Origin of the sequence: Sphingomonas pituitosa NBRC 102491, from assembly GCF_001598435.1 — a bacterium.
GTDB lineage: Bacteria > Pseudomonadota > Alphaproteobacteria > Sphingomonadales > Sphingomonadaceae > Sphingomonas > Sphingomonas pituitosa.
Genome location: NZ_BCYY01000015.1, coordinates 26,631 through 43,354 on the forward strand (window position 1 = coordinate 26,631; position 16,724 = coordinate 43,354).

The window sequence follows — 16,724 nt, forward strand, 5'->3', positions numbered from 1 at the left end:
ATTTTGTGGGTGCAGCGGTCATCTCGGCCGCCGCATCCCCCTTTTCAACCGTTGGGGCGTCCTATGCGGCGCTGCCCAGCTTGTATGCCTTGCGCACCAGCCCGTTGGTCAGCTCGAAGGCCAGCTCCGCCGCCTCCCAGTCGAGCAGCCGCCCCTCGGCGACCAGCTGCGCCAGAAAGCCGCAGTCGATCCGCCGCGCCACGTCGTGCCGCGCCGGGATCGAGAGGAAGGCGCGGGTATCATCGTTGAAACCGACCGTGTTGTAGAAGCCGGCGGTCTCGGTCACCTGCTCGCGGAAGCGGCGCATGCCCTCAGGGCTGTCGTGGAACCACCAGGACGGGCCCAGCTTCAGGCACGGATAATGGCCGGCCAGCGGTGCCAGCTCGCGGGCATAGACCGTCTCGTCCAGCGTGAAGAGGATGATCGACAGGTCGGTCGCGGTGCCGAAGCGATCGAGCAGCGGCTTGAGGCCGTGGACATAGTCGGTCGCCATCGGGATGTCGGCGCCCTTGTCGCGGCCATGGCTGGCGAACAGCCCGCCATTATGGTTGCGGAAACTGCCCGGGTGGATCTGCATCACCATCCCGTCCTCGACGCTCATCGCCGCCATTTCGGTAAGCATCTGGGCGCGGAACAGCTCGGCATCGGCCGGGGTCCAGTCGCTGCCGAGGATCTTCGCGAACAGCGCCGCAGCCTCGGCCTTGCTGAGGTTCGCGGTGCGCGCGGTGGGGTGGCCATGATCGGTCGCGGTGGCACCGGCGGCGCGGAAATCGGCGCGGCGCTTGGCGTGCGCGGCGAGATAGCCGTCCCAGCTATAGACGTCCTCGCCGGTCTTCTCCGCGAAGATCTTGAGTGCGCCGTGGAACTGCTCATGCTCGACGTCGATCACTGCGTCCGGGCGATAGGTGGTGACGACGCGGCCGCCCCAGCCAGACTCCCGGATCGCATGGTGCGGCGACAGGTCGTCCTGCGGGCCCTCGGTCGTGGCGAGGAACTCGATGTTGAAGCGATCGAACAGCGCGCGCGGACGAAAATCGTCGCTCGCCAGCTTTTCGTTGATCGTGTCGTAGTAGAAATCCGCCGTCTCGCCGTCGAGCGCCACGTCGAAGCCGAACACCTCGCCGAACACATGGCCCAGCCACATCGCCGAGGGGGTGCCGCGGAACAGATGGAGATGCTCGGCGAAGGTGCGCCACGCCGCGCGCGGATCGGTGGCCGGCATCCCTGCCTTGCTCGGCACGCACAGCGCGTCGAGCGACACGCCCTGCGAATAGAGCATGCGGTAGATATAATGGTCCGGCGACAGCAGCAGCTCGGTGGCGTTGGACCAGTTGGCGTTGGTCGAGAACCAGGTCGGGTCGGTATGGCCGTGCGGGCTGATGATCGGCAGGCCCGCGACCGCCTTATAGAGGTCGCGCGCGATCGCGCGGGTGCGATCCTCGGCCGGCAGCAGCCGGTCGGGATCGAGCTTCAGCGGCTTGGCCATCGGGTACTCCGGTAACGTAGATGTGAAATCAGTGGCTCATGTCGACGCGGGCGAGCCGCGGCGACAGGAAGTGCACACAGGCGAGTGCCACGAAATAGGCACTGCCAGCCACCGCAAAGAGCGGCCAGTAGCTACCGATCCGCTCCAGCACCACGCCGACGTAGAGCGACATCAGGATGCCGCCGACGGCGCCGACGGTGCCGCCGATCCCGATCACCGAACCAACGGCGCCGCGCGGGAACATGTCCGCCGGCAGCGCATAGAGATTGGCGGAGAAGGCCTGGTGCGCGGCGGTCGCGATGCCGATCACGCCGACCGCCATCCACACGCTGCTCAGCGATTCCGCGAACAGCACCGGCAGCACCGCGAAGGCACAGACCAGCATCGTCACCTTGCGGGCGAGGTTGGCGGTATAGCCGGCCCGCATCAGCCGCGAGGATAGCCAGCCGCCGGCGACGCTTCCCATGTCGGACACGAGATAGATCGCCGCGAGCGGAATGCCGAAGGTCTTCAGGTCCAGATGGTAGCGTTCGTACAGATAGCCGGGCAGCCAGAACAGGAAGAACCACCAGATCGGATCGATGAAGAACTTGCCGAGCGCATAGGCCCAGGTCTCGCGCCTGGTGAGCACCGCGCCATAGCCGAGCTTCTGCACCTGATCAGCCGGATCCTGCTCGATCCAGGCGAGCTCTCCTTCGGTGACCTTCGGGTGCTCGCGCGGGGTGCGGTACAGGGTCCACCAGGCGATCAGCCAGACGAAGCTGACCACGCCGGTGATGACGAACGCAGAACGCCAGCCCCAAGCCAGCACGATGTACGGAATTGCCAGCGGGGTAAGCACCGCGCCGATATTGGCGCCGGCATTGAACACGCCGATCGCGAAGGCGCGCTCCTTGGCCGGAAACCATTCGGTCACCGCCTTGATGCCCGCGGGGAAGTTGCCGGATTCGCCGATGCCCAGCGCGAAGCGGGCGATGGCGAAATGCATCAGGCTGTGGGCCGCGCCGTGAAGGATATGGGCGACCTGCCAGATGACGAAGGCGATGGTATAGCCGACCCGCGCGCCCACCTGGTCCACCACCTTGCCGAAGATGATGTAGCCCACGGCATAGGCGAACTGGAACCAGATGATGACGTTGGCGAAATCCTGTTCCGTCCAATGCAGATCGGCCATCAGCGTGGGCTTCAGCACGCCGATCATCTGGCGATCGACATAATTGATGATCGTGGCCGCGAACAGCAGCCCGCAGATCACCCAGCGATATCGCCCTACCCGTGCCGCGGCGCCGCTTACTGCGGCTTCCCCCTTGCTCGCCATCAACTCTCCAATCCCACTCCGTGACCCCGGGATCAGGCGACCCCGATCGAGCACCGTACGCTGAGCGTGTCTCCGAAACGCGCCTCGACCTGCGCGCCTGGCTCTACCTGGTGCACGCCGGTGACCGCGCCTGTCGAGATCCACTGGCCTTCCGCCAGCGGAAGCCCATTGGCCGCACGTTCGAACAGGAAGCGCACCGCTCCGATCGGTCCGTCGAGCATGTTGCCCGCGGTGCCGGTTCCAGCGACCTCCCCGTCAATCGTTAGCGACACTGGCCAGCGAAGGAAATCCTCTTCAGAAGATATACGGTATCCAATCAGCAGACCGTTATTGTTGCCGAAGTCGGAAACCGTCACGGCCGGGCCGTGCGCGTTGATGCCGGCGAAGGGCGAGCTGGCAATCTCGATGCCCACACGCATCTCGCTGATATAGGGCAGCACCTCGTCGTTCGACCAGGGGCGATCGAAATTCGCCGGCAGCGCGCCCAGCCGCACCAGATATTCCGCCTCCGCCGCGCCGAAGCCGTTGCGGAAGATCGGCATGGCCGGCGCCTCCCCCGACTCCGCATGGACGATGCTGTCGGCAAAGATCGGCCCGGCGAGGCGATTGGAGCCGTAACGCTCGACCAGCGCATCCGGCACGCGCCCCACCTTCCAGCCGGCGACGGGCCTGTCGAACAGCGCAATGGCACGCGCCTGGATGGCATAGGCGTCGTCCAGCGTCTGGGGCATCACGCCTGGATAGTCGGCGAACCCCTCGCGCGCGCGCCGTGCCGCCACAAAGGCCTGTGCGATGCGCTCCGCCGTCGCTTGCTCCGCCAATGCTTCATCCCTCTCCATGTGCGGAGCCCGCCGGTCGTGCCGCGGGCGTTCTCCGCCTCCAACCCACTGCGACATGCAGCGCCTTGCTGATTTGATACCGGTGTCAAATTGCCGCGTCAACGGGACATGCGGTGTTCGGGGCGAACATCGCGGCGCAGTCTTGTCCGAGGATCAGGCGGCGCGCAGCACACGCTCCATCGCGGCGAAGCGCTGCGCCTCGTCCTCGATGCCGAGGCGGTCGTAGAACATGGCGAGGTTGCCGGCCGCAAGATAGCTCCCGCAGCCGATCACCGACCCGTCGAGCAGCGGCTGCTCCCCGATCTCGAGGCAGCGCAGCCACGCGCCCTCGACGACCGGCAGCAGTTCGTCGAGCGCGATCGCCGGTTCGCGGCTGGCCCATTCCAGATACAGGTCGGCCACGGCGAAATAGAAGTCTGGAGATTGCGGCCAGGCCGCCTGCTCTGCATCGACCAGCGCGAGCGCCTCCGGCAGATGCCCGGCCTCCTTCAGCGCGCGGATGGTGGAAAGCACCACGGCATGGCGATAGGCGGCATCCGGCGCGGTCAGCCGGCACGCAGTGCGCAGCGGCGCCACCGCGGCCTCGGGCGCGCCGCGGACCAGGTGCTCGCGACCGAGCTGGTACCAGAGATAGCCGTCCTCCGGCGCATCGACCAGCGCGGCCTCCAGCAGGGCGAGGTTGCGGCCGTGCTTCGCCGCCAGCTGCGCCTCGGCATAGCCGTCATGCCCGATCTGCAGCGCGCAGGGCACCAGCGGCAGCGGCGAAACCGGCTGTTCATGGATGCGCCCGGCATAGCGCACCCCGCGCGGCAGGATGCGGGGAAGAAACCGACGCGTGACACTGGCCGACACGCCCTCGTTGCGCAGCTGCGCGCAGCCGATGAATCCGACACGCGCGCCGCCCGGCGGCAGCGCCCCTGCCCCCAGTGCCTCGAACCCGCCGTCGAGCCATTCGTCGGCGTCGAGCAGCAGGTTCCAGTCGGCGTCGGAATGGTCGAGCGCGGCGTTGCGCGCGGCGGCGAAGTCGTCGCACCAGTCGAACCGGAAGACGGTGGCGCCATGCGCTTCGGCGATCGCCACCGTGGCATCGGTGGAACCCGTATCGAGTACGATCATCCGGTCGACATGGGGACGCGCGCTGTCGAGCGCCCGGGCGATCGCACGGGCTTCGTTTCGGGCGATCATCACCAAAGCCAGCCGTGTCACGCGCATCTTCCCCCGGCACCGCCACGGCGCCACGTTCGCATTATAGGCGATGCGTGCAGACCAACCGCCCGGAGCCCGCAGAACAGGCCCGCAGCCCTGGGACGCGCCGACGCGACTATGCTTCAGCGCCAGTGCATTATGTGACTATTTTATGGGTTTACCCGCGCCGCGTGCGCATGCGCGGACGCTATAATGAAGGTCTTGCCGCCCGCTCGTTCAGGCCGGCGCACGAGGGACCCACGGAATGAAACAGTTACTCGCGCGTATGCGCGTGCCCGTCAAAATCCTGACGGTGATCGCCATGATCAGCTTGGTGACGCTGGTCGTCACCTGGATCGGCGCCAGCAGCCTCCATCGCGCCAATCGGGACTATTCCGAACTCACCCTCGGCAAGCTGCCCAGCACCGCGCACACCGCGCGGCTGAACCGCCTGCTCGAAGCGATGCCCTATGCCGGCTATCGCTCCGTCGCCTATGACGGCAACAGCCCGATGGCGCGCCAGGCCCAGGCCGAGGAAAAGCAGAGCTACGCGCAGGCCAAGACGCTGCTCGACGAGATCGAGCGCGAGGATGCATCGGCCAAGCCGATGATCGACGAGGTCCGGCGCTCGATCGACACGCTGCAGGACAAGACCGCGACCGCCGTCGAACACGGCCTGCGGAACGACAACGCCGCCGCGCTCGCGCTTCTGCGGGAGGTCGACCCGGAGATCCAGACGATCTCCAAGCGGCTGTCGACCTTCAACAACCAGCGGATGAAGGAGGCTGCCGATGCATCGCACACGCTGCAGGCGGCCGGACAGTCGACCGTGTGGACGCTGGTGGCCATCAGCGTCATCGCGATCCTGCTCGCCATGATGCTCGGCTACCTGGTCTCACGCCTCGGCATAACCGAGCCGCTCGATGCGCTCCGCACCGCCATGCAGGCCGTCGCCGGCGGGGATCTCCGCGTTGCCGTCCCCGGCAGCGATCGCGGCGACGAGCTCGGCGCGATGGCGCGCACCGTGGCGGTGTTCCGGGAGAACGCCATCACGCAGGAAACGGCCCGCCATGCCAAGGAGACAGCCGACGCCGCGCAGGCGCGCCTGATCGACGCGCTCGATACCCGCCTGGACGCCTTGTCGCGGGGCGACCTGACGGCCTCGATCGACGTGCAGGTCGCGCCGGAATTCGAGCCGGTGAAGAGCAACTTCAACCGCGCGGTCACCAATTTGCGCCAGCTGATCGCCCAGGTGATGGAGAGCGCCACCACGATCCGCACCGGCTCCGGCGAGATCGCCGCCGCGTCGGAGGACCTGGCGAGGCGGACGGAGGCCAATGCCGCCAGTCTCGAACAGACCGCGGCGGCCGTCACGCAGATGGACCAGCGGCTGAAGGCCACCGCGCGCGCCGCCGACAGCACCGTCCAGCGGACCAACGGCGCGATCCAGACCGTGAACGACGGCCGCGCGATCACCGACACCGCCGTGCAGGCAATGAACCGCGTTTCCGAAGGCGCGAAGGGCATCGACAGCGTGATCGAGGGTCTCGACAAGATCGCGTTCCAGACCCGCGTTCTGGCGATGAACGCCGCCGTGGAGGCCGGTCGCGCCGGCGAGGCAGGGCGCGGCTTCGCGGTGGTCGCCGATCTCGTTTCGCAGCTGGCAATGCGTTCGGAAGAGGAAGCCAGCCGCGCCCGCGACCAGCTGAGCGCCACGCAGAAGGACATCGTCGAGGCGGTACAGACGGTGCACCAGGTGGAAGGCGCGCTGGACAGCATCTCGACCGCGACGACCGAGGTGCACCAGCTGGTCAGCGCGATGGCGACCGACAACCAGGCCCAGGCCTCGGCGATCTCCCAGATCGCCTCCGCCGTGCAGACCATGGACCATAGCACCCAGCAGAATGCCGCGATGGTGGAGGAAACCTCCGCCGCCGCACGCAATCTGAACGCCGAGGTTTCCAGCCTCAGCGATTCCGCGCACAAGTTCGAGGTCGGTGGCCAGTCCGCCCCCCGCGCGCCGCGTGCGCCGCAGGCCAAGGCGGCAGCTCGGGGCGGCTATGTCTCGCCCGTGAAGCCGCTGCCGGTAGCGGCAATGTCCGATGCGGGGGAATGGGCGAGCTTCTGATCGCTCCCCTCCCCAGCTAGCAGAATGAAAACGGCCGGGAGAGCGATCTCCCGGCCGTTTCCTTTACCCATGCAGCGGCGCTCAGGCGGCGGCGAGGCGCGCCGTATTGCGGGCACGACGGCGCAGCGATGCACCGACGAAGCCGACGCCCGCGATCATCAGGCCCCAGCTTGCCGGCTCGGGAACGCCACTCGGGCCGAACACGGCGACCGGGTTGGCCGTACCGATGGTCGCGCCGGCGAGGCCGGCCGTGCCCAGCGTGGTGTTGAAGGCGGCTGCCGCTTCGTCCGTCAGCGTCAGCACCGAACCGGCGCCGAGGTTGAACAGCGAAAGGTTGCTGCCCAGCGTGAAGCCGTTGGCGGTAGCGCTGCCCCGGACCAAGCCGGCGGCCGTGTCGATCTCGAAGTTGCCGATGCTGAGCGTGTTGCCGCCCAGCGAGAAGTTCAGGCCCGAGCCTGCATGGTTGATGACCATGGCGCCGGTGGAATCGTTGCGATTGCCGCCGGTGATGAGGAACGCTGCGATGATGTCACCGCCGACCACGAAGGAGCTGGCCGAACCGTAGGTGGAGACATTATAGCCGAGCGACTGGAACGTGCTGGTAGCGGTGAGGTCGATGGCAGTCGCGCCGCCGATGATCGGTGCGGCCGAAGCCGAAACCGGGGTAAGCGACAGGCCCGCAACCAGGGCCGCCGCGCTCAAAGCGCCTTTAATCATCCGCAAATCCTCCTGAACAGGGTACAACGCACCACGAACGGCCGCATGGTTCATGCCCGCACCATGGCAGCCCCCGAACCCTGCGGCGGCGCAGCAAGTTCCGTCGATTTGTCGTGGATCCGCATCGGCTTACCGGAAAAATTAACCATCTCGCGGCAGGTTGCCGGATTCCGTAGACCATCTGCGGCGTTGCGGATGAACCTAGCGATTGAGGCGGTGGAGCAACTGCGCCCGCAGCCGCCGGGCGGCCATTGCGTCGATCGGTGCCAGGGGGCCACGCGCTGCTTCCGGCAGATGCGCCGCCGCGCGATCAGGGTCGCCGAACACATAATAATCGAACAGCGCGCGCCACGCGGCCTTTTCCGGCTCCGGGCGATCGCGCAGGCTGAGCAGCCCGTGCAGCAGCGTCAGCTGCGGCGTGTCGAGCCAGGCCGGGCTGGTGTTCCACCAGTAATTGACCAGCACGTTGAACGGGGCGAGCGCCTCGACGTGGTGCCACCACATTGCGGGGTAGAAGAGCAGGTCCCCCGCTTCCATCTCCGCCACCTGCGCCACCGCCATCGCGTCGCGAAAGCCGGGGTGCCGATCGAAATCGGGCGCGGCGAAATCCACCATGCTGACCACCTGGCCGCCCGGCGTCGGTTCGAGCGGACCGGGATAGAGGTTGGCGATCTGGTCGGGCGGAAACAGCGTGAAGCGGCGCCGGCCTACGGCACACACGGCAAGGTTGTGCGACATGTCGTGATGGCACGTCGCCGTGGTGCGGTTGCCGATCCAGATGCTCGCCAGGTGCCGGGCGAACATCGGGTGATCGAGCACCAGGTCGTTCTCGGCACGGAAACCCGGCAGATACTCGTCCAGATCGGTCGAGCCGACATAGAAGCTCGGCGCATCCGCATCGCCGGTCCGGGGGCGCATCGCGTCGAGCAGGGCGCTCAGCGGCTCGCGCCTGCCGGTGAAATTGAGGCCGGTGACGCTTTCGTCGTAGAAGAAGCGGCCCTGGATCTCGGGCGCGCCGGTGAACGTCACCACCGGGCGCCCGGCGTCGAAGCGCTGGAGCAGGTCCATCGCCGAAGGCGCGGATTCCAGCCCCGCGCGGACGAGCGGCCAGTCCGCGGCAATGCCCCTGAGGAGCACCGGCTGCTGTTCCGCCAGCAGCCGATCGAAGGGGATCGCATCGGCTGCGATGCCCTGGATCTCCTGCACGGCGGGCGCAGCACCGGCCAGCACGTTCATCGCGCCCGGCCCGCGTTCTTGCGCTCGATCAACCCGCTGATGTTCCCCAGGGACGCCGTCACGAGATAGGCCAGCCCCAGCACATTGGCGCGGTGGAGCCGCTCGATCGAAACACTGTCCAGCGCCTCCAGCCGCTCGCGCGACAGCATCTGGAAGCCGTCGATACGATAGCGTTGCTCGTCGTGCAGCGTCACTTCGATGACGTTCGCCTCAAGCAAGCCGAGTTCCTGGAACAAGCCATAGACGGGCGCGGCCGCGCCGATCCCCGCATGAATGCGGCCGAGCACCCGCGAGACATGCTCCAGATAGCGGCTCGCCCCGCCCTCGGGGAGGAACAGCAGCTCGCCCGTCTCGGTACCCACCCTTGGATCGTCGAGATCGACATGCACCGTCGGGCCTTCATCGGGATCACCGCCGTCGCCGGGGACGCCGATCGAGAAGGGCCCGCGTTGCTGGAGTGCCGGGACGTAGCGGCTTGTCCAGCGTGCACCGTCGAAGAACAGGTTCTCGTCCAATTCGAAGCCGGTGAGCGCCACGGCCTGCAGCCCCTCCCCTTCCGCCTCGCGAAACAGGATCGGGAATTCGCGCTGTGCGGCTTCGAACTCGGTGGGGAAGATCAGAATCTGGTTGGCGGCATCGCCGAATTCCGCTCCGTGGCGGAAGGCGACGCGCAGGTCCTGGTGGAGCACATTGTCCAGCGCGACCGGTCTCGTCATTCGAACATCATCCATGTTTCCGGGCATCGGCGGCCCGGTTCGGGAGAACCATGGCGCAAAGCCGCCGCCCCCTCAACCGTCCATCCTCCTGCCGCCGATACGGGAAAGGGCCGCTGCACCAGGCAGCGACCCTCCCCTCTCCACTCGCGCGATTGCGCGGCAGCTCAGAACTTGAAGCGCGCGCCTGCCAGGAAGCGGCGGTCGAGTTCCTGCGCGAACCACAGCTCGCTCTTGTCGCGGGCATAGGTCCGTACGCTTGCCTTGGTCAGGTTGATGCCTTCCAGCGTCAACGCTACCCGCGGCGTCACCTCGTAGCTGATGTTCATGTCGAGCTGGCCGAAGGGCGCGGTGAACTCGGGGTTCCGCGAGCCCTGGCGGTTGATGCCCGACAGGTACTTGTCGCGCCAGTTATAGGCGAGACGTGCCGAGATGCCGTTCTTGTCGTAGATCAGCGTGGTGCTGAACGTGTCGCTCAGGCCGAGCAGCGCGAACTGGTCCTGGGCCGGATTGGCACCCAGGTTGAAGCCCACGTCGCCGCGCACCAGCGTGTACGCCGCAGCGACACCGATGCCGGTGCTGCCGAGGAAGTACTGGCCAGCCAGTTCGACGCCGTAGATTTCGGCGTCCTTGTTGTTGATCGGCTGCGTAACCTGGAACTGGTACAGCGGATCGGCCGAATTTCCGCGCAGATCATACTGGTTGTTGATCGCCTTGACGTAATTGTCGTCCAGTGCGCGGGTCGAGTTGTTGTAGTTCGCCTGGAACTCGGTGGTCGCCGCCGCGAGCGAGCCGCGGTTGGCGATCAGCGCCGACATCACGAACAGATTCACGTCGCTGATGTCCGCGCCGAGCGCCTTGAGCGCGTCGTTCGCCTGGCCCGAACGGCTGCCTGCCGCACCCGAGCTGGGATCGCGCAGGCCGAACAGCGGCGAGGTGAACTGGCCGTTGCCGACGAAGTTGTGCACCCGCTTGTCAAAGAACGCGACCGACACATAGCTGTCCGGCTTGAAATACCATTCCAGCGATGCGTCGAAATTGTCCGAAATCAGCGGCGAAAGGCGGGCGTTCCCGATGGAAGCGCTGGGAATGCCGCCATTGTTGGTCGGGCGCGGCGGACCGCCGACCGTGGTTGCGGTGAACAGGTTGTTGTAGTTCGGCCGCGCGATCGTCTTGCTGTACGACAGACGGGCAAGCAGGTTACGCTGCAGTTCGACCTGGAAGTCGACCTGCGGCAGCACGTTGTCATAGGAATGCGATTCGTCGAACTGGCTGGTGTTGGTCAGCGACACCACCACGGTGAAGTCGTTGTCCGAAACCCAGTCCAGCGCCGAGGGAATCGCCACCTGCGAGATCGAGCGCGACTTGGTGCGCTCGTAGCGGATGCCGGCGACTAGGCGCGCCGGCGCATTGCCGACTTCGCCCTTCCAGGTCAGCTGGCCATAGGCTGCCCAGATGTCTTCCTTGACGCGGTTGTTGTTGTTGCCGGTGATGCCAACCGCATTGCCGCGGCCCGCATAATAGGACGACAGGATCGGATACAGCTTCGATGCGTCGCCACGGAAGGCGACCTTCGAGTCCGGGTCCGAACCCGGGTCATATTTGTCGAACTTGCACTCGAGGCAGAAGGACTTGACCAGCCCTGGGGCCAGCCGCTCGACGTCACCGGGGTTGGCGATACCCCAGTCGCCCAGCGTCTGCTGGGTGCTGACGAAGGTCTGGCGCATGTCGGTCTTGCGATAGTTTGCACCGAACTCGAACTTGCTCTCGTTGCCGAGATCCCAGCCGAAATCGACGCGCGCCTCGCGCACCAGTTGCTCCTGGGTCGACTTGTTGGTGCGGCCGATCTGGCTGCCCAGCGAGGTCAGGTTGAGCGGCACCGAGCCCAGCGTGATGTCCTGCTTCGGAATGCCGGCGCCGCTATAGTCCACCGAGTGCGCGGCGACGACGTTGGCTCCCATGCCGACCAGGGTCGAGCTGACGCCGTTCGGATTGTCCGGCAGGCTCGACGACTTGGAGATGTGCCCGTCGAGGCGCATCGAGAGGTTGCTCGCCAGCTGCCAGTCGGCACCGAGCCCGAAATCGGTCAGGCGGTTCTTCTGGGCGCGCGACTGGGCCTCGAAGCCCTCGTCCTTGAAGCCGTTGATCGTCTCGTGGAGATAGGTTGCCGTCGCGACGGTGGTGTTGCCGTCGAAATGCACCTCGTCGAACGGACGGCTGAACCAGTTGGACAGGTCCGAACGGGTCTCGCGCTGGCGGTTCTGCGCATAGAGCGCATCGGCGGTCAGCGTCAGCGAGTCGGTCGGCTTGAACTGCACCACGGCCTGGCCGTTGATGCGCTCGCGGCTGCCTTCGGCATAGTGGTAGCGGCTGTCGTTCGGGATCGCGACCAGCTGGTTGGCGTTGGTGGGCACGCCCTTGACGATCGTGCAGTTCGCGCTCACCGCCGTCTGGCTGGCCGGGCACACCGTGTTGTTGCGGGTGAAGCCGCCGTTGACGAAGCTGCTGTACGGAACGATGTTCCAGTCGTTCGACGTCGCCGCGATCGAGGTGAAGTTACGCTTCTGGTAGCTGCCGAACAGCTCGACGCCGAAGCGCTGGTCCGCATCGCTCCAGCCGACCACGCCCGAGAATTCCGGGGTCACCTTCGCGCCGCAATCGAGGCAGCCGTTCACGCTGGTGTCGTATACTGCCTTGGCGCCGATGCTGCCGTTCAGACCCGGCTTGCTGCCGTTGTCGAGCGGGCGGCGGGTGACGACGTTGATCGTCGCGCCGATGCCCCCCGACGGCACCGCTGCGCGCCCGGTCTTGTACACTTCCAGCGTGCGCACGCCCTCGGTCGCCAGGTTCGAGAAGTCGAACGAACGGGTAGTGCCCTGCGCGCCGTCCGCGTTCTGGTCACCGCCCACTACCGAAATCGCCGCCGAGGCGAGCTGGCGCCCGTTCAGCGTGACGAGGTTGTACTGCGGACCGAAGCCGCGAACCGTGACCTGCGAGCCTTCACCGTTGGTGCGGTTGATCGACACGCCAGGAATACGCTGCAGCGACTCTGCGAGGTTGGTATCCGGAAACTTGCCGATGTCTTCGGCCGAGATCGCATCCACGATACCCGGAGCCTCGCGCTTGATCGCGATCGAGCGTTCAAGCGAAGCGCGAATACCGGTGACGACGACTTCTTCGCCCTGCCCGGCTTCTTGCTGCGCCGCGCCATTGGCAACGTTGTCGGTCTGTGCTTGTGCAATCGTTGGCAAGACCATGCAGGCAGCCACTGCCATCATGGAAGCCGAGCGCGACCATATAGTCGAACGCGAAACGCTTTTCATGTCCCCTCCTCTGCCGACATTGTTCGTCGGAAACCGTTTTTGCTGCGAATACCCCGATGCATTCGCAGCCGCGATATCGCTACCATCGGTCGCTACATTGTCAATGTTTGAAACAAAAAGCTGTTGGACAGGTTTGATTTTGTTCGCCGGTGTGTTTTCGAGGTTACAGCTCGAAAATGACTTTCACCTGTGCAACAAACTTGCAAAAGTCGCCGCAGCGCCGCAATCTGTCGGACTGAAACGGGTTACATCGGGGAAATTGCGCGCCGGGCGTTATTCCGCGCGGGCTAACAGGCGGCGCGCCTGCTCAAGGTGCGGACGGTCGATCATCTTGCCGTGAAGGCGCAGGGCCCCGGCCGCCGGGCTGGCGACGAAAGCCGCCACGATCTCCTGCGCGGCGGCGATCTCCGCTTCACTAGGGGTGAAACCGCGATGGATCGCCTCGATCTGCGCGGGATGAATTGCGAGCATGCCCGTGAATCCGTCGCGACGTCCGCGCGCGACATAGGCGGCGAGTCCGTCGCCGTCGGCGATGTCCGGGTAGACCGTCTCGATCGCCGACACGCCGGCAGCATGCGCTGCGAACAATGCAAGCGAGCGCACCATTGCGAACGGCGCCGTGTAGCCGCCGTCACTTTCCCGGGCGCTGACGGCGCCGATCGCGGCGGGCAGGTCCTCCGCGCCCCAGGTAAGCCCGGCGAGATGGGCCGCGACTTCGCCATAGCTGCCCAACTGGAACAGCGCGGCGGGCGTTTCGGTGGCGATGGGCAGGATCGGCGGGCACACCGCGCCGCTTTGTGCCACCAGCGCTACCAGGCTGCGGATTGCGGTGGCGCCGTCGGCCTTGGGCAGTACCAGTCCTGCCGGGCGACAGGATGCAAGCGCGGCCAGATCATCGGCAATGGCGGCGGTGCCCAGCGGGTTCACCCGGACGAAGCACGGCGTGTCGGGCATGTCAGCCAGCCATGCGCCGATCGCCTCGCGAGCGAAGTCCTTGCGTTCGGCCACGACCGAGTCTTCGAGATCGAGGATCAGCGCATCCGCACCGCTCGCGGCGGCCTTGGCGAAACGCTCCGGGCGATCGCCCGGCACGAACAACAGCGATCTAAGGCGCATGGCATCCCCCTCCCGTTTTGCGGGGATGCCATGGCATCATCAGGGCCGCGCTGGCAACAGCCCGACCCTTTCGATCATTCGCCGCTGCCCGGTTCGGCGATCTTGCGGTGCTGCTCGGCGGTGACCGATTGCGGCAGCACCCCGGCCCCGGCAACCTGCAGCTTGTTGGAGATGCCGGAGACGATGTTGTCCGTCCCCTTCATCAGCGCGGTCCAGCCATCCTTGGCGACGTCCACCGGATCGGACTTGCTCTCGCTCTGTCCGACCTTGGTGTCCATCATGCCGGCGCGCTCGAAGAACTCGGTCTCGACCGGGCCCGGCAGCAGCGTGGTGATGGTGATGCCCTTCACGTCCTTTAGTTCGTTGCGGATCGCCGCGGCGAAATTGTCCACGAACGCCTTGGTGCCGTTGTACACCGCCTGGAAGCTGCCAGGGATCCAGCCCGCGATCGATCCGGTGATCAGCACCTTGCCCTCACCCGCGTCGCGCATCTGGCGCAGCACCTTCTGTAGCAGATAGACGGTGCCGGTGACGTTGGTGTCGACCACATGTCGCCATTCGGAGACGTCCTGGTCGAGGAAGCCGCCGCCCAGGCCATGCCCGGCATTGGCGCAGAGCAGGTCGATCCGCCGCCCGCCGGCCGCCGACAGCAGCCGGTCGACGCCTTCGATGGTCGAGAGGTCGGTCTCGACCGACTGGACGTCAACGCCCTCGCCCTTCAGCGCCGCGGCGGCGTCGACCAGCGGGGTGTCGGCCACCACCAGCAGGTCGTAGCCGTCGCGCGCCGCGAGACGCGCCAGTTCCAGGCCGATGCCGCTCGAGGCACCGGTCACGATTGCAAATTTGTTCGCCATGTTCGGTGCTTCCTTATTCGGCCGCCAGCGCCATGCCGGGCTTCAGCACGACCTTGGTCACTTCGTTCTGGTTGTCGTGGAACATCTTGTAGCCCTGCGGGGCCTGCTCCAGCGGCAGCGTGTGGCTGATCAGGAAGGTCGTATCGATCTTCTCTTCCATGATCGCGTTGAGCAGCGCGGGCATGTAGTGCTGGACATGGGTCTGGCCGGTCTTGAGCGTCAGCCCCTTCTCCATCAGCGCGCCGAGCGGGAACTTGTCGACGAAGCCGCCGTACACGGCCGGCATCGAGACGCGGCCGCCCTTGCGGCAGGCGAGGATCGCCTGGCGGATCGAGTGGATGCGATCGGTGCCGAGGAAGGTCGATTTCTTGATCTGGTCGAGCACGTTGTCGACGAAGAAGCCGTGCGCCTCCAGCCCGACGGAATCGATCACCGCATCAGGGCCGATGCCGCCGGTCATCTCGAACAGCGCGGCCGCCGTGTCCGTCTCCTCGAAGTTGATCGTCTCCGCGCCGAAGCGGCGGGCGAGTTCGAGGCGGCGCGGAAAATGGTCGATCGCGATCACGCGCTCGGCGCCCATCAGGAACGCCGACTGCACCGCGAACAGCCCGACCGGGCCGCAGCCCCACACGGCAACCGTATCGCCCGGCTCGATGTCGGCATTTTCCGCCGCCATCCATCCGGTGGGCAGGATGTCGGACAGGAACAGCACCTTGTCGTCCTCGACCCCGTCCGGGATCACGATCGGGCCGACATCGCTGAACGGCACGCGGACATATTCGGCCTGGCCGCCGGCGTAGCCGCCGGTGAGGTGGCTATAACCGAACAGCCCGGCCATCGGCTGGCCGTACATTTCCTGGCCGATATCCTGGTTGTCGGCGGGAAGCCCGTTCTCGCAGGCCGAATATTGGTGCTTGCCGCAATGATAGCAGGACCCGCAGGAGATGGTGAACGGCACCACCACGCGCTGCCCCTTCTTCAGGGTAGAACCCGCACCGACCTCGACAACCTCGCCCATGAACTCGTGGCCGAGGATGTCGCCGGCCATCATCGTCGGGATGAAGCCGTCATAGAGGTGGAGGTCCGACCCGCAGATCGCGGTCGAGGTGATCTTGATGATCGCGTCGCGCGGGTTGAGGATTTCGGGATCGTCGACCGTGTCGACGCGGACGTCATGCTTGCCGTGCCAGGTGAGTGCGCGCATCAGCTCCGCTCCTCTTCGAGTTGCTTGTGGGTGCGCGACGATGTCGCGACTTCGCCGGTTTCCATCAGCTGCTTGAAGCGCCGCAGGTCGCGCTGCGCCTGCATCTTCGGCTCGCGCTGGAAGATGCGCGAGATGACGCGCCCCAACGTGCCGAACGGCTGGTCGTAGTTGATCGTTGCCACCACCACCGTGCCCCGGCTGCCGGCATCGCGGAATTCGATGCGGCCGCTGTTGGGAATATCGGCACCTTCCTCGGACGCCCAGGCGATCAGCTCGCCTTCGCGATCCTCGGTGATCCGCGACTCCCACTCGACGATGCCGCCGCCGGGCGACTTGACCACCCAGTGGCTACGCTCGCGATCGAGCACGTCGATCCGCACGACATTGTCGAGAACGGAGGGAAGATTGCTGAAATCGCGCCAGAAGGCGTAGAGTTCGTCGCGCGGGCGATTGATCGTCACCGCGCGGGCGACGAGCTTGTCGCCGCGCTGGACGATCAGGCCATCGGTCGCCTCGTCAATCGCCTCGCGTTCGTTGTTGGCAGTACTCAGCGGCGCGTCGTCGTGGGACGCGCGGTTCATCGTGTCAGCCATGGTTGTACTCCT

The 16,724-nt window shown here is 66.1% G+C and carries 13 protein-coding genes; 1 reads left to right on the forward strand and 12 read right to left on the reverse strand.

Annotated features, from left to right (window positions below; genetic code table 11):
• Window positions 1–61: 61 nt before the first annotated feature.
• From uxaC to SPI01S_RS12995, 4 genes are all read right to left on the reverse strand, one after another.
• A complete protein-coding gene (gene uxaC / locus SPI01S_RS12980; protein ID WP_066723033.1) occupies window positions 62–1,486 on the reverse strand; it encodes a glucuronate isomerase in 1,425 nt (474 codons plus the stop codon).
• A gap of 28 nt (window positions 1,487–1,514) precedes the next feature.
• Window positions 1,515–2,804, reverse strand: coding sequence for an MFS transporter (locus SPI01S_RS12985; protein ID WP_066723037.1), 1,290 nt, complete (start codon window positions 2,802–2,804; stop codon window positions 1,515–1,517).
• A gap of 32 nt (window positions 2,805–2,836) precedes the next feature.
• Window positions 2,837–3,625 carry a 2-keto-4-pentenoate hydratase gene (locus SPI01S_RS12990; protein ID WP_245653589.1) on the reverse strand — a complete coding sequence of 263 codons (789 nt, stop codon included), beginning with the start codon at window positions 3,623–3,625 and terminating at the stop codon, window positions 2,837–2,839.
• A gap of 171 nt (window positions 3,626–3,796) precedes the next feature.
• A complete protein-coding gene (locus tag SPI01S_RS12995) occupies window positions 3,797–4,849 on the reverse strand; it encodes a glycosyltransferase family 2 protein (protein ID WP_245653590.1) in 1,053 nt (350 codons plus the stop codon).
• A 244-nt stretch (window positions 4,850–5,093) separates the two neighbouring features.
• Between SPI01S_RS12995 and SPI01S_RS13000 the strand changes: the two genes are divergently transcribed.
• Complete coding sequence (locus tag SPI01S_RS13000; RefSeq protein ID WP_245653591.1) at window positions 5,094–6,956, forward strand: methyl-accepting chemotaxis protein; 1,863 nt, start codon at window positions 5,094–5,096, stop codon at window positions 6,954–6,956.
• Between the two features lie 81 nt (window positions 6,957–7,037).
• Here SPI01S_RS13000 and SPI01S_RS22300 read toward each other — a convergent pair whose 3' ends face one another.
• From SPI01S_RS22300 to SPI01S_RS13040, 8 genes are all read right to left on the reverse strand, one after another.
• Window positions 7,038–7,673, reverse strand: coding sequence for a PEPxxWA-CTERM sorting domain-containing protein (locus SPI01S_RS22300; protein WP_169804511.1), 636 nt, complete (start codon window positions 7,671–7,673; stop codon window positions 7,038–7,040).
• A 201-nt stretch (window positions 7,674–7,874) separates the two neighbouring features.
• Window positions 7,875–8,909: a cupin-like domain-containing protein gene (locus SPI01S_RS13010; protein WP_066723051.1), complete on the reverse strand. Its 1,035-nt coding sequence runs from the start codon at window positions 8,907–8,909 to the stop codon at window positions 7,875–7,877.
• Window positions 8,906–9,625, reverse strand: coding sequence for a SapC family protein (locus tag SPI01S_RS13015; RefSeq protein WP_066723056.1), 720 nt, complete (start codon window positions 9,623–9,625; stop codon window positions 8,906–8,908). Before SPI01S_RS13015 ends, SPI01S_RS13010 begins: the two co-directional genes overlap by 4 nt.
• Before the next feature lie 164 nt (window positions 9,626–9,789).
• Window positions 9,790–12,945 carry a TonB-dependent receptor gene (locus SPI01S_RS13020; protein WP_066723060.1) on the reverse strand — a complete coding sequence of 1,052 codons (3,156 nt, stop codon included), beginning with the start codon at window positions 12,943–12,945 and terminating at the stop codon, window positions 9,790–9,792.
• A 273-nt stretch (window positions 12,946–13,218) separates the two neighbouring features.
• Entirely contained in the window at window positions 13,219–14,061 is an 843-nt protein-coding gene (locus tag SPI01S_RS13025) for an HpcH/HpaI aldolase/citrate lyase family protein (protein ID WP_066723062.1), read from the reverse strand.
• A gap of 74 nt (window positions 14,062–14,135) precedes the next feature.
• A complete protein-coding gene (locus SPI01S_RS13030; protein ID WP_066723066.1) occupies window positions 14,136–14,915 on the reverse strand; it encodes an SDR family NAD(P)-dependent oxidoreductase in 780 nt (259 codons plus the stop codon).
• Window positions 14,916–14,928: 13 nt separating this feature from the next.
• Complete coding sequence (locus tag SPI01S_RS13035; RefSeq protein WP_066723068.1) at window positions 14,929–16,119, reverse strand: zinc-dependent alcohol dehydrogenase; 1,191 nt, start codon at window positions 16,117–16,119, stop codon at window positions 14,929–14,931.
• Window positions 16,119–16,712: an SRPBCC family protein gene (locus SPI01S_RS13040; protein WP_245653592.1), complete on the reverse strand. Its 594-nt coding sequence runs from the start codon at window positions 16,710–16,712 to the stop codon at window positions 16,119–16,121. Before SPI01S_RS13040 ends, SPI01S_RS13035 begins: the two co-directional genes overlap by 1 nt.
• Between the last annotated feature and the right edge of the window lie 12 nt (window positions 16,713–16,724).